Genomic DNA, 12827 nt, shown 5'->3' with positions numbered 1-12827 from the left:
GCGGATGAAGGACATCGAGACGATACGCGCGCAGTTCCCGATCCTCAACCAGCGGATCAACGGGCATCCGCTCGTCTACCTCGACAGCGGCGCGACGGCGCAGAAGCCGCAGAGCGTCATCGACGCCGAATCGGAGTTCTACGAGACGATCAACGCCGGCGTGCATCGCGGCGCGCACACGCTCGCGGCACGCTCGACCGTCGCCTTCGAACAGGCGCGCGCGAAGGTCGCGAGGCTCGTCGGCGCCTCGAGCGACGAGGGCGGCGAGGAGCTCGTCGTGACGATGGGAGCGACCGACGCACTCAACATGCTCGCCACGGCGATCGGCAACGCGTCGCTCGGCCGCGGCGGCGCCGAAGCCGAACGCTTCGCCCTGAAGCCCGGCGACGAGATCGTCGTCTCTCGCGCCGAGCACCATTCGGTGCTGCTGCCGTTCCAGGAGCTCGCCGCGCGCACCGGCGCGACGCTCAGATGGCTCGAGGTCGACGAGGACGGCCGTGTCATGGCCGACCTCGCGCCCGAGACGATCGGCGAGCGCACGCGCATCGTCGCGGTCACGCACATCGGCAACGTCACCGGTGCGATCACCGATGTCGCGCCGATCGTGCGCCGCGCGCACGAGGTCGGCGCGATCGTCGTCCTCGACGCCTGCCAGTCGGTGCCTCACATCCCGGTCGACTTCCACGCGCTCGACGTCGACTTCGCCGCGTTCAGCGCGCACAAGATGTACGGACCGACCGGCGTCGGCTTCCTGTACGGAAAGAGAGAGCTGCTCGAGGCGCTGCCTCCGGCGCGCTTCGGCGGCTCGATGGTCGAGCTCGCCTACATGGACCGCCCGGCGCTGTACATGGATCCGCCGGCGCGCTTCGAGGCGGGCACGCAGCCGGTCGCACAGGTCGTCGCCGCCGGCGTCGCCGCCGACTGGATGATGGGCATCGGCATGGACCGCATCGCCGAGCACGAACGGACGATCACCGACGAGCTGCTCAGGCTCGGCGACGTCGACGGCGTGCGCATCCTCGGTTCCACGACGGACCGGCGCCGCATCGGCACCGTCGCCTTCGAGGTCGACGGCGTGCACCCGCACGACGTCGGTCAGTTCCTCGACGCGTCCGGCATCGCGATCCGCGTCGGCCACCACTGCGCACAGCCGATCCACCGGCACTTCGGCGTCTTCGCGTCGAACCGCGCGTCGGCCGGCGTCTACAACACCCCCGACGAGGCGCGCGCGCTCGTCGAGGCGGTCAGGGGCGTCAGGCCATTCTTCCTGCGCTGAGCGCGGCAGGGGAGCGGCGGAAGGAATAATGCGGGCCGCGAGCTGTTGGCCCGATAGGGACGACGAACGCGCGGCCCGCACGGAAAGGAAGGCATGATGGCCGACGAACTCGAACAGATGTATCAGGAGGTCATCCTCGACGCCTCCCGCCACCCGCACGGCAAGGGCGCGCTCCCGCAGGCCGGCGACGCGTCCGTCGCCGACGGCGAGGCGACGGTCATGGCGCGGCACGAGGCGTGCTCGACGGCGCGTTCGCACCAGTTCAACCCGACCTGCGGCGACGAGGTCACCGTCCATGTGGAGGTGGGCCGCGACGAGCCGCACCGCATCGAGGACATCGTCTGGGACGGTCAGGGATGCTCGATCTCGCAGGCGAGCCTGTCGATCATGGTCGACCTCGTGCGCGGACGCACCGTCGACGAGGCGATGCACCTGTTCGACGAGTTCCATGCGCTGATGTCGTCGCGCGGCGCAGGGCTCGACGACGAGGCGGCGATGGACGAGCTCGGCGACGCGACCGTGTTCCAGGGCGTCTCGAAGTACCCGATGCGCATCAAATGCGCGCTGCTCGGCTGGGAGGGCCTCAAGGACTCCGTGGCCAAGGCGCTCGCCGCGCAGCGCAGGGCGTCCTGAGCGCGGGGAGACCCCGCACCCGTCGGGAACGGACGCAACGACTTTGGCAAGTTTTTTTGAGGAAGGACAAGATGATGAGCGACAATCTGGTGCCCGGACCGCAGGCTACGATCCTCGACGCGGTCAGCGGCGTCGTCGGGGACGAGGTGACGGCGCAGGCGATCATCGCGAACCCGTCGCTGGCGAAGGACGTCAGCCGCAACGCCGAGACGGCGCAGGACCATGACGGGCAGGACGGCTGCTGCGGCGGCCATGGCGGCGAGGGCTGCGGCTGCGGCGACGCCATCGCGCTCAAGGGCGTCGACGAGATCGGCCGCGCGACGGCGCAGGATGTCATGGAGGCGCTCCATCAGGTCATCGACCCGGAGCTCGGCATCGACGTCATCGACCTCGGCCTCGTCTACGGCATCGAGATCGACGAGCTCGGCCGCGCGATCATCACGATGACGCTGACGACGCCGGCGTGTCCGCTGACCGACCTCATCGAGGACGAATGCGCGAGCACGCTCGCCGGCCTCGTCGAGGAGTTCCGCATCGACTGGACGTGGACGCCGCGCTGGACCGTCGACAAGATCACGCCCGAGGGCCGCGAGCAGCTCGCCGCGCTCGGCTTCAACCTCGACGCGATGCCGCGCTACTGAGCACGGCCTCGCGTCATATTCCATATCCATTCCATCCCACGCGCGATGCGCGCCGACTATCGACGGCGTGCATCGCGCGTCGCATAGAAGGCGACGGCGCTCGAGGCGGCCACGTTGAGCGAATCGACGTCGTGTCCCATCGGGATCTTCACGGTGAGGTCGGCGTTGGCGATCGTGTGCCGCGACAGGCCGTCGCCCTCGGTACCGAAGATCAGCGCGAGACGGTCAATGCGCCCGCCGTCGGGGACAGTGGGCGCAAGGCGTGCGACGAGGTCGTCGAGCGAGATCGAATCGTCGCTGAGCGCCATCGCCGCCGTCGTGAACCCCAGGCCGTGCAGCTCCTCGAGCCCCTTCCACGGCCAGTAACGGACGTCGTCGCCGCCGATGCGCGTCCACGGCACCTGGAAGACGGTGCCCATCGAGACGCGCACGGCGCGCCGGTACAGCGGGTCGGCGCACGACGGCGTCACGAGGACGGCGTCGACGTCGAGCGCCGCGGCCGAACGCATGATCGCGCCGACGTTCGTATGGTCGACGATGTTCTCGAGGACGGCGACGCGCGTCGCGCCCTCGCACACCTGCGCAACCGACGGCAGTGGCCAGCGCCGCATCGCCGCGAGCGCGCCGCGGTGCAGCCGGTAGCCGGTCAGGCGCCTGAGCTGTTCGGGGGAGGCGACGTAGACGGGGACGTCGTCGCCCCACCGCGCGTCGATCGCGGCGAAGGTGTCCGCCATGCCGTCGATCCACGGCTCCTCGACGAGCAGCGAGATCGGTTCGCGGCCGGCGGCGAGCGCGCGCGTGATGACCTTCGGCGATTCGGCGATGAACAGCCCCTTCGCCGGTTCGAGACGGTTGCGCAGCTGCAGCTCGGTCAGGTTCGTGTACGCCTCGACCCGTGGGTCGTCGATCGATTCGAGTCGGATGAATTGCACGGCAGGCCTCCCGTGATGTGCCGCGCCCGGGGGAGGGCGCGATGGATATAATGAAAAAGACCGGTGGTTCTCATGAACCACCGGTCTTGGTCGTGTCCGGAGCGGGACTTGAACCCGCACGCCTGTATAAAATAGGCACTAGCACCTCAAGCTAGCGCGTCTACCATTCCGCCACCCGGACCCGGGTCGCTGTGCTGATCACTGTGCTGTGTTCTCAGCGGCAACAGTTGATTACTATAGGGCATCTGCGCGACGTGCGCAACATCGGCGTGTCGCACCGGTGCCGGGGTAGCCTAGAGGCCATGACCAACCCTTTGTTTCTTGTGGATTCAAGCCATGACGACGCCCCGATGTCGGCCGAGCAGATCGCGTCGGGGCGCACCGGCTGGATCATGACGCTTCCGGAGGGCGTGCGCAGGCACGCCTTCGGGTCGATGCGCCTGACGACGGGCGACGAGCTGCAGATATCGGACGGCCACGGGCTGCGCATCGACGCGACCGTCGTCGACGAGCGCGCCGGCGACGTGTGCGTCGAATCGTTCGTCAGGGAGGAGCCGCCGCTCGTGCGCCTGTCGCTCGTGCAGGCCCTCGCCAAGAACGGGCACGACGAGCAGGCCATCGACGTGAGCACGCAGATCGGCGTCGACGACGTCTACCCGTGGCAGTCGGAGCGCGCGATCGCGCGTTGGAAGCCGGGGCGCACCGACCGCAAGTGGCGCGCCACGCTGATGGCCGCCACCGAGCAGTCGCGCCGTGCGACGCTGCCCGAACTGCACGACTGCCTGACCGGCAAGCGGCTCGTCGCGCTCTGCGGGCGCGCATGCGCGCACGGCGACCTCGTCGTCGTGCTCCATCAGGACGCCACGCTCAGCTGGGACGAGGTGGAGCGTCGAGTGCGCGGCGTGCGCGAACGCAGCCTCGTCGACGGCGAGACGCGCACGATCCACGTCGTCGTCGGCCCCGAGGGCGGCATCGCCGACTCGGAGGTCGCCGCGCTCAGGGACGCGGGCGCCGAGGTCTGCGTGCTCGGGCACAACATCCTGCGCGCGTCCACGGCCGGCCCGGTCGCGCTCAGCCTGCTGTCGCGCGAGCTGGGGCGCTTCAGCTGACGGCCGCGGCGGGCGGCCTTCGGAATAGGAACGCCGCCGACGTTGTTTATCCCGGTGCGGCAATACGATGGGAGGCGCCCGCCAAGGGGCGGGCGTGGACCATATGGACGAGAGGAAGACGATGACCGACCCGGACTGCCTGTTCTGCAAGATCGTGAACTGCGACATCCCCAGCGAGAAGGTGTACGAGGACGCGAGCGTCTACGCGTTCCGCGACATCAACCCCAAGGCGAAGGTGCATGTGCTCGTCGTGCCGCGTGAACACTACCGCAACGTCGACGAGCTCGCGCGCGCCGACGCGCAGCTGCTCGCGCACATCGTCGAGGTCGCGCAACGCATCGCCGACCAGGAGTACGACGGCTCGTACCGCCTCGTCTTCAACACCGGCGAGAAGGCCGGGCAGACCGTCTTCCACGTGCACGCGCACGTGCTCACCGGCGAGCCGCTCGACGAGTAGGCCGCCGCGCCCCGCCCCGTGCCCATGCGGGCGCCGCGGTTCGCGCATTGACGTTTCCCAGTGACGATTCCATTGGTTTTCCAGACGACGGGCGCATGCCGCGCGCCGTCAGAGAGAGGTGTGGTGGCGACTACAACACGAACGGTGATCGTGCCGGAGCAGCTCGACCCGGTACGCGTCTTCGGACCCTGCGACGAGGTCATCCGCGAGCTCGAGCGCGACTTCGGCGAGATCACGATCCACATCCGGGGCGACCGGGTGACGATCCGCTCGACGTCGAAGGCGGGGGAGGCCCAGGCCGCCGAGGCCGAGGACCTGCTCCACCTGATCATCGACGCGGCCTACGGGCATCCGATGGACGCGCCGACGCTGCGTCGCATGCTCGACCAGCGCGTGCTGTCCAACGACGTGCGCGACGAGGCGCCCGGACACGGCGCGCAGACCGACGAGATCCGCCGGATCCGCGCGCGCAGGCGCGCCGACGCGCGCGAGGCGCACGCCGAATACCGCAAGCCCAGCGTCCCGGGGACGATCGCCTGGGCGAACGGCGTGCCGGTGCGCCCGAAGACGGCCGGACAGGTCGCCTACGTCAACGACATCGAGGCGAACACGATCACCTTCGGCATCGGACCGGCCGGCACCGGCAAGACCTACCTCGCCGTCGCGAAGGCCGTGAGCGCCTTCGAGGACGGCCGCGTGCGCCGCATCATCCTGACGCGCCCGGCCGTCGAGGCCGGTGAGAACCTCGGGTTCCTGCCCGGCACGCTCAACGAGAAGGTCGACCCCTATCTGCGGCCGCTCTACGACGCGCTGTCCGACATGCTCGGCCTCGAACGCATGCACCGGCTCATCGAGGAGGGCGCGATCGAGGTCGCGCCGCTCGCCTACATGCGCGGCCGCACGCTCAACGACGCCTTCGTCATCCTCGACGAGGCGCAGAACACGACGGCGCAGCAGATGAAGATGTTCCTCACGAGGCTCGGGTTCAACACGAAGATGGTCGTCACCGGCGACGTCACCCAGGTCGACCTGGCGGCGCCGCGTTCGGGGCTCGTCTCGATCGAGCGGGTGCTGCACGGCATCGACGGCATCGCCTTCGCCCACCTCGACGCCGGCGACGTCGTGCGCCACGAGCTCGTCGGCAGGATCGTGGCCGCCTACGAACGCTACGACGAGGCGCGCGCGGCGAAGGGCGCGGCGCGTGACGACAAGAGGAAGGACGCACGCGATGAGCGTTGAAGTGAACAACGAGACCGACTGGATCATCGACCCGAAGGTCTTCGCCGATCTCGGCGTGTGGGTCATGGACCAGATGCGCGTGAGCACGCAGTCGGACCTGGCGATCCTGTTCGTCGACCCCGAGCCGATCGCCGAGCTGCATGAGCGTTGGATGAACCTGCAGGGGCCGACCGACGTCATGAGCTTCCCGATGGACGAGCTGCGCCCCGGAGACGACGGCGCGCCGAGCGAGGGCTGCCTCGGCGACATCGTCATCTGCCCGTGGGTCGCCGCGCAGCAGGCCGCCGCCGCCGGGCACAGCACGATGGAGGAGATGATGCTGCTGACGATCCACGGCATCCTGCATCTGCTCGGCTACGACCACGCCACCCCCGAGCAGGAGCGCCAGATGTTCGGGCTGCAGCGTCAGCTGCTGCTCACGTTCTTCGCGCTGCGCCAGGGCACGTCGTGGATTGCGCTCGTGCCGGACGACGCGCCGGACGCGCTCGCCATCTACGAGCAGACCCACGGCGCCGACCGCCAGCTCGGCCACTGAGACCACGACGTCCGGGAGGATCACGATGTCCGAAGAACTCACGATCGCGATCATCGCCGCGCTCGCCGTGGCCGCCGTGCTGCTCGCATGGCTGTCGATGATGCTCGCGGCGCTCGAAAGCGCGATCTCGCGCGTCACACGCGCCAACCTCAACAACCTGATGATCGAGGTGCAGTCGGACGGCGAGCTGTCCGACTTCACGCGCCAGAAGAAGATCAGGCGCCTGCACGCGGCGCAGCGCATCGTCATGCACCGCTACGCCGCGTCGAACTCGTGCGCATTCTTCCGCATCTGCGGCAACGTGCTCACCGGCGTGCTCGTCGCCTGCATCGCCGCGACGCTCGGCTACGCGATGTGGGTGCAGCTCGTCGCCGGCCTCGTCGTCGCGCTCGTCATCGCCTGCATCACCGTGCTCATGCGCCCGCGCACCGTCGGCAGCGCCAAGCCGCTGTCCGTCCTCATCTCCCATGCGCCGCTCGCCGCCGCCTGCGTCAGGCTCACGCCGTTCATCCGCGGCCGCGAGCGCGCCGCATCCGGCGAGCGCGGTGAGGCGATCTCCGACGACGAGGAGCTCGAGAAGATCCGCCACGAGCAGGGCAAGGCCGCGCTCGACCGGCTCATCGAGACCAACCGCTTCGATCCCGAGGTCTCCGACATGCTGCGCAACGTGCTCATGCTCTCCGACACGCTCACGCGCGAGATCATGGTGCCGCGCACCGACATGATCACGATCGAGCGCGACGGCACATTGCAGGACTTCCTGTGCCTGTGCTCGCGCTCCGGGTTCTCGCGCGTGCCGGTCATCGGCTCCGACATCGACGACCTGCTCGGCATGGCCTACCTCAAGGACGCGGTGCGCGCGACGGCCTTCAACCCGGTGGCGCGCGCACGCGACATCGAATCGATCATGCGCAGGCCGATGTACGTGCCCGAGTCGAAGCCGGTCGACGACCTCTTCCACGAGATGCAGCGCACGCGCAACCATGTGGCCGTCGTCGTCGACGAATACGGCGGCATCGCCGGCATGGTCACGATCGAGGACGCGATCGAGCAGATCGTCGGCGAGCTCGACGACGAGCACGACCGCACGCAGCACGCCGAACCCAAGAGGATCGGCGAGCGCACGTGGAGCATGCCGGCGCGCACGCCGATCACCGATCTCGAGGAGATCTTCGAGATCGACCTCGACGAGGACGACGTCGACACCGTCTACGGCCTGCTCACCAAGCTGCTGGGACGTGTGCCGATCGTCGGTGCGAGCGCGACGACGCACGGCCTGCGCCTGACGGCCGTCGACTCGGCCGGCCGGCGCAAGAAGGTCTCGACGATCGTCGTCGAGCCGGTCTCCGTCGAGGGCGGCGACGACACTGGCAGTACGATTCAGCAACAGGGCGATGGCATATCGCATGACGGCAAGGAACATGGACACGACGATGACTGATCAGCAGCACACCACGCAGGACGCAACGCAGGAGCGGCCGTACCGCTCCGGATTCGTGGCCGTCGTCGGCCGGCCGAACGTCGGCAAGTCGACGCTCATCAACGCGCTCATCGGCACCCGCATTGCGATCGCGTCGTCGAGGCCCGAGACGACGCGTAAGGCGATCCGCGGCGTGCTCACGCTCGACGGCGCGCAGATGGTGCTCGTCGACACGCCGGGCATCCACCGTCCGCGCACGCTGCTCGGCCAGCGTCTCAACGACGTCGTCGACGAGTCGCTCGCCGACAGCGACGAGATCGCGTTCCTGCTGCCGGCGGACCAGGAGATCGGCCCCGGCGACCGCCGCATCCTCAGCCGCCTGCGCTCGCAGTTCGCGACGAAGTCCGAGGACGGCAGATTCGTCTGGAAGGTGCCGCTCGTCGCGATCGTCACGAAGATCGACGAGCTCGACCGCTCGCAGCTCATCGACAAGCTCATCGAGATCGACGGCTTCGCCGACTTCGCGGACATCGTGCCCGTCAGCGCGCTCAAGGACGACAATCTCGCCGAGGTCACGAAGGTGCTCGTCGAGCATCTGCCCGAGGGCCCGCAGATGTATCCGGCCGAGCAGATCACCGAGGAGAGCCCCGAGGACGAGATCGCCGAGCTCGTACGCGGCGCCTTCCTCGAGGAGCTGCACGACGAGCTGCCGCATTCGCTCGCCGTCGTCGTCGACGCGATCGAACGCCCGCAGGACAACGAGACCGGCGAGGGCTACGCCGGCAAGACGCATGTGCTCGTCTCGATCTACGTCGAACGCGACTCGCAGAAGCCGATCATCATCGGGCGCAAGGCCGAGCACCTCGTGCGCGTCAAGAAGCGGCTGCGCACCGCCGTCAACCGCATCGTCGGCGGCAAGGCGGTCCTCGACATGCACGTCAAGGTCGCGAAGAACTGGCAGTCGGACCCCAAGAAGCTCGACCGCCTCGGATTCTGACGCGCGGGGGAGGGTGACGGCCCCGTCCGCTGCCGGAGGAAGGACGCGAAACGACGAAAGCCCCGCGGAAGGGATATCCTTCCGCGGGGCTTTCGTCGTCGTCGGCGACGTGCCGTCACGTCGCCGACATGGCCGTCACTGCATCTTCTCGGCCGGGTTGCGCTTCGTGTACATCTGCGTGTTGAGCAGCTCGGTGTAGCGTTTGATGACCTTCGGGCGGATGATCTTCATCGACGCGGTCATCAGGCCGTTCTTCTGCGAGAACTCCTCGGGCAGGATGATGAACTTGCGCACCGACTCGGCGCGCGAGACGCCCTCGTTGGCCTGGTCGACCCACTTCTGCACCTCGGCGCGCACGACCGGGTTAACCGCCGCGTCCTCCATCGTCATGTCCGCGTCGAGGCCCTTCTTCGCCAGCCACGCGCGCAGTGCGTCGGGGTCGAGCGTGATGAGCGCCGAGATGAACGGACGCTTGTCGCCGAGCACGAGCGCCTGCGAGACGAGCGGGCAGCGCTGGATGACCTCCTCCATCGGGCCGGGGGAGACGTTCTTGCCGCCGGCCGTGATGATGAGGTCCTTCTTGCGGCCGATGATGTACAGGAAGCCGTCGTCGTCGAGCCGTCCCAGATCGCCGGTCGCGTACCAGCCGTCGTCGGTGAACGAGGCCTCGGTCTGCTCCTCGTTCTTGTGGTAGCGCGGGAAGACGGCGGTGCCCTTGACCTGGATCTCGTTGCCGTCGCCGATGCGCAGCTCGAAGCCCGGGAACGGGATGCCGACCGAACCCTGATGGTAGGGCACGCCGATCGGGTTGAACGCGCACGGCGCGGTCGTCTCGGTCAGGCCGTAGCCCTCGTAGACCGGCACGCCGGCGCCGCGGAAGAAGGCCATGAGCTCGGGGTCGAGCGGCGCGCCTCCGGTGACGATCCAGCGCGCGCATCCGCCGAGCACGTCGCGGATCTGCGCGTAGACGAGCGGGTCGAAGGCGTTGCGGCGCATCGTGGCGAAGCGGCTCGCCTGGCCGCGCTCGCTGAGCTCCTGCATGTACTTCTGCGCCGCGACGACCGAGGCGGCGAAGACGCGGCCCTTGGGGCCGTTGCCGGCCTTCTGCGACGCCGCGTTGTACACCTTCTCGAGCACGCGCGGCACGACGATCATGATGTGCGGGCGCGCGACCTTGAGGTCGCCGGTGAGCGTCTTGATGCCGTTGGCGATGTAGATGTGGATGTTGCTCGCCACGCAGATGTAGTTGATCGCGCGCGCGAAGGAGTGCGCCTGCGGCAGGAACAGCAGCACGCGGTTCTTCTTGTCGTGCAGCAGGTCGGGCATGTAGTCGGGCAGGTTCGTGGCCGTCGCGCAGTAGTGCGCGTGGGTCATCTCGACGCCCTTGGGCGCCGACGTGGAGCCCGACGTGTAGACGATCGAGCACAGGTCGTGCAGGCCGACCGAGGCGATGCGCTCGTCGAGCTGGCGGTCGCTCACCTGTCTGCCGTAGACCTTGAGCTCGTCGATCGCGCCGTTCTCGAGGCACATGACGGTCTTGAGCGTCGGGCAGTCGCGCTTGGCGAGCTCGGTCTTCTTGAGCATGTCCTTCGTCTCGACGACGAGGAGCGTGGCGTCGGAGTTGTCGACGATGTTGCGGATCTGCTCGGCCGAGTCGGTGTCGTAGACAGTCGCGAGCACGCCGCCGACGGCGAGCAGCGCGGCGTCGAAGACGTCCCAGTCGTAGGATGTGTGGCACATGAACGCGCAGCCGTCGCCCTTCCTGAAGCCCATGTGGATCAGGCCCTTGGCGACGGCGCGGATGTCGGCGAGCGTCTCGTTCGCCGTCTTCGACATCCATTCGCCGCCGACCTTGAAGGTGTACAGCGGTTCGTCGCCCATGCGCGAGGCGCGGTCCTCGTAGATGCGGTAGACGTTGAAGTTGTCCGGCAGCGAGCCGTTGCCCTCGGTGCTCGCCGTGATGAATCCGGAGTCGGCGTCGATGAAGGTCGTCGTCGGGCGGTCGGGGCCCCAGAAGTCGACGTGCGGGAGGTTCTCGTAGTCGTGGTGCTGCAGCTGGGTCTCGGGGTCGACGTAGTCGGGCGTGTCGCCGTCATCGCTGATCGGGTGCGAGAAGTCGCCTCCCAGATGCAGCGCCCGCTGCGTGAGGACGGACGCGCGGTCCTTCACGGACTTGAAGATGGACATGGATTTGCTCCTTACCCGCAGAAATACACTATTCCCTTGCAGTGTAGCCGTTTCGCGGGAACACGTCACCCTACGCTTGCGTAGCCTCGGCCGGGCCGCGCGCCGCCGCGCGGGCGGCTGCGCGATGGGCGAAAAACGCTCCGCCCGGCCGAAAGATGGACGCATGGGAACGACGGCGGCCGTATTGGTTACACTGGAACGCTGTATGTTCACCATCCCGCAACGGGCGGGATGCATAGAAAGGGTTCACATGGCCGAACAACCAGAAGGAACCGTGACCTTCGGCGTCTTCAACGAGACGTCGGAGCACGAGTCCCGCGTCGCGCTGACGCCGGACATCGTCACGCGGTTGCGCAAATCAGGCGTCGCATGCCTGATCGAATCAGGGGCCGGCGAGGCTTCCGACTACACGGACGAGGACTACACGAAGGCCGGCGCGCAGGTCGTCGACGCCGACCGGATCCTCGCACGCGCGGACGCCCTCGGCTTCGTCGAGCGGCCGGATGACCAGCTCGTCGCCCGCATCAAGCCGGGCACCTGGGTCATCGGCATGCTCGGATCGTTCACCGACGCCGACTACATCGAGGCGCTCGACAAGCACGGCGTCACCGCCGTCGCGATCGAACGCCTGCCGCGCCAGCTGAGCGCCGCGCAGTCGATGGACGAGATGACGTCGCAGAACTCCGTCATGGGCTACAAGGCCGCCCTCGTCGCGGCGAACGCCTATGGCTCCTTCCTGCCGATGATGACGACTGCGGCCGGCACGATCCGCCCGGCGAAGGTCCTCATCCTCGGCGCCGGCATCGCCGGCCTGCAGGCGATCGGCACGGCGAAGCGCCTCGGCGCCGTCGTCACCGCATACGACGTGCGCCCGGCCTCGCGCGGCGAGGTCGAATCGCTCGGCGCGAAGTTCCTCGAGCTCGGCCTCGACTTCTCGCAGGGCCAGGGCGAGGGCGGCTACGCGCGCGCGCTGACCCCCGAGGAGCAGGCGCAGCAGCAGGCGGCCGTCGACGAGAAGGCCGCCGGCTTCGACATCATCATCACGACGGCGAAGGTCCCGGGACGCAAGCCCCCGGTCCTGCTGACCGCGCGCGGCGTCGAAGGCCTGCACCGCGGCGCCGTCGTCGTCGACTGCGCGGCGAGCGAGCTCGGCGGCAACGTCGAGGGCTCCGCGATCGGCACGCACACGACCAAGGGCGGCGTGACGATCATCGGCGCGCCGTATCTGGCGAGCGAGGTCAGCACGACCGCGTCGAACCTGCTGAGCCGCAACGTCGCCGACATCCTCGTGCATTTCATCAAGGACGGCGCGCTCGCGGTCGATCCGTCCGACGAGATCGACCAGGCCATGATCGTCGCCGGCAACAAGCCGGCGGCCGGAACGAAGGGAGAATGACATGC

The 12827-nt window shown here is 68.4% G+C and carries 12 protein-coding genes and 1 tRNA gene; 10 read left to right on the top strand and 3 right to left on the bottom strand.

Annotated elements, in window-relative coordinates:
• The first annotated feature begins 4 nt into the window (after positions 1-4).
• The 3 genes from BCHO_RS03795 (at position 5) to BCHO_RS03785 (ending at position 2550) form a co-directional block, all read left to right on the top strand.
• Entirely contained in the window at positions 5-1276 is a 1272-nt protein-coding gene (locus BCHO_RS03795; protein WP_024541385.1) for a SufS family cysteine desulfurase, read from the top strand.
• 93 nt (positions 1277-1369) lie between these two features.
• On the top strand, positions 1370-1909 hold the full coding sequence (sufU, locus tag BCHO_RS03790) for a Fe-S cluster assembly sulfur transfer protein SufU (protein ID WP_420306444.1): 540 nt from the start codon (positions 1370-1372) through the stop codon (positions 1907-1909).
• Between the two features lie 74 nt (positions 1910-1983).
• Positions 1984-2550 carry a metal-sulfur cluster assembly factor gene (locus BCHO_RS03785; RefSeq protein ID WP_024541383.1) on the top strand — a complete coding sequence of 189 codons (567 nt, stop codon included), beginning with the start codon at positions 1984-1986 and terminating at the stop codon, positions 2548-2550.
• 56 nt (positions 2551-2606) lie between these two features.
• Here the strand turns inward: BCHO_RS03785 and BCHO_RS03780 are convergent, their stop codons facing one another.
• Both BCHO_RS03780 and BCHO_RS03775 read right to left on the bottom strand, forming a co-directional pair.
• Positions 2607-3482, bottom strand: coding sequence for a TrmH family RNA methyltransferase (locus tag BCHO_RS03780; RefSeq protein ID WP_024541382.1), 876 nt, complete (start codon positions 3480-3482; stop codon positions 2607-2609).
• A 93-nt stretch (positions 3483-3575) separates the two neighbouring features.
• A tRNA-Leu gene (locus BCHO_RS03775) sits at positions 3576-3663 on the bottom strand.
• Positions 3664-3784: 121 nt separating this feature from the next.
• Between BCHO_RS03775 and BCHO_RS03770 the strand changes: the two genes are divergently transcribed.
• From BCHO_RS03770 to era, 6 genes are all read left to right on the top strand, one after another.
• Positions 3785-4591: a 16S rRNA (uracil(1498)-N(3))-methyltransferase gene (locus BCHO_RS03770; RefSeq protein ID WP_024541381.1), complete on the top strand. Its 807-nt coding sequence runs from the start codon at positions 3785-3787 to the stop codon at positions 4589-4591.
• Positions 4592-4712: 121 nt separating this feature from the next.
• Positions 4713-5048, top strand: coding sequence for a histidine triad nucleotide-binding protein (locus tag BCHO_RS03765; RefSeq protein WP_024541380.1), 336 nt, complete (start codon positions 4713-4715; stop codon positions 5046-5048).
• A 123-nt stretch (positions 5049-5171) separates the two neighbouring features.
• Positions 5172-6287 carry a PhoH family protein gene (locus BCHO_RS03760; protein ID WP_024541379.1) on the top strand — a complete coding sequence of 372 codons (1116 nt, stop codon included), beginning with the start codon at positions 5172-5174 and terminating at the stop codon, positions 6285-6287.
• Positions 6277-6822 (top strand): rRNA maturation RNase YbeY, encoded by a 546-nt coding sequence (gene ybeY, locus BCHO_RS03755; RefSeq protein WP_024541378.1) that lies wholly within the window; start codon positions 6277-6279, stop codon positions 6820-6822. The genes BCHO_RS03760 and ybeY overlap by 11 nt, the downstream gene beginning before the upstream one ends.
• A 25-nt stretch (positions 6823-6847) precedes the next feature.
• Positions 6848-8263: a hemolysin family protein gene (locus BCHO_RS03750; protein ID WP_029675652.1), complete on the top strand. Its 1416-nt coding sequence runs from the start codon at positions 6848-6850 to the stop codon at positions 8261-8263.
• Positions 8256-9239 (top strand): GTPase Era, encoded by a 984-nt coding sequence (gene era, locus BCHO_RS03745; RefSeq protein WP_024541376.1) that lies wholly within the window; start codon positions 8256-8258, stop codon positions 9237-9239. Before BCHO_RS03750 ends, era begins: the two co-directional genes overlap by 8 nt.
• A 135-nt stretch (positions 9240-9374) precedes the next feature.
• On the opposite strand, the gene BCHO_RS03740 is transcribed toward era, so the two are convergent.
• A complete protein-coding gene (locus tag BCHO_RS03740) occupies positions 9375-11426 on the bottom strand; it encodes an AMP-dependent synthetase/ligase (protein ID WP_024541375.1) in 2052 nt (683 codons plus the stop codon).
• Positions 11427-11676: 250 nt separating this feature from the next.
• On the opposite strand from BCHO_RS03740, the gene BCHO_RS03735 reads away from it, so the two are divergent.
• On the top strand, positions 11677-12822 hold the full coding sequence (locus BCHO_RS03735) for an NAD(P) transhydrogenase subunit alpha (RefSeq protein WP_024541374.1): 1146 nt from the start codon (positions 11677-11679) through the stop codon (positions 12820-12822).
• The last annotated feature ends 5 nt before the right edge of the window (positions 12823-12827 follow it).

This window comes from Bifidobacterium choerinum (assembly GCF_000741135.1).
Taxonomy (GTDB): domain Bacteria; phylum Actinomycetota; class Actinomycetes; order Actinomycetales; family Bifidobacteriaceae; genus Bifidobacterium; species Bifidobacterium choerinum.
The sequence above is the reverse complement of the archived record's forward strand: the minus strand, read 5'-3'. Positions and strand labels throughout refer to the sequence as shown.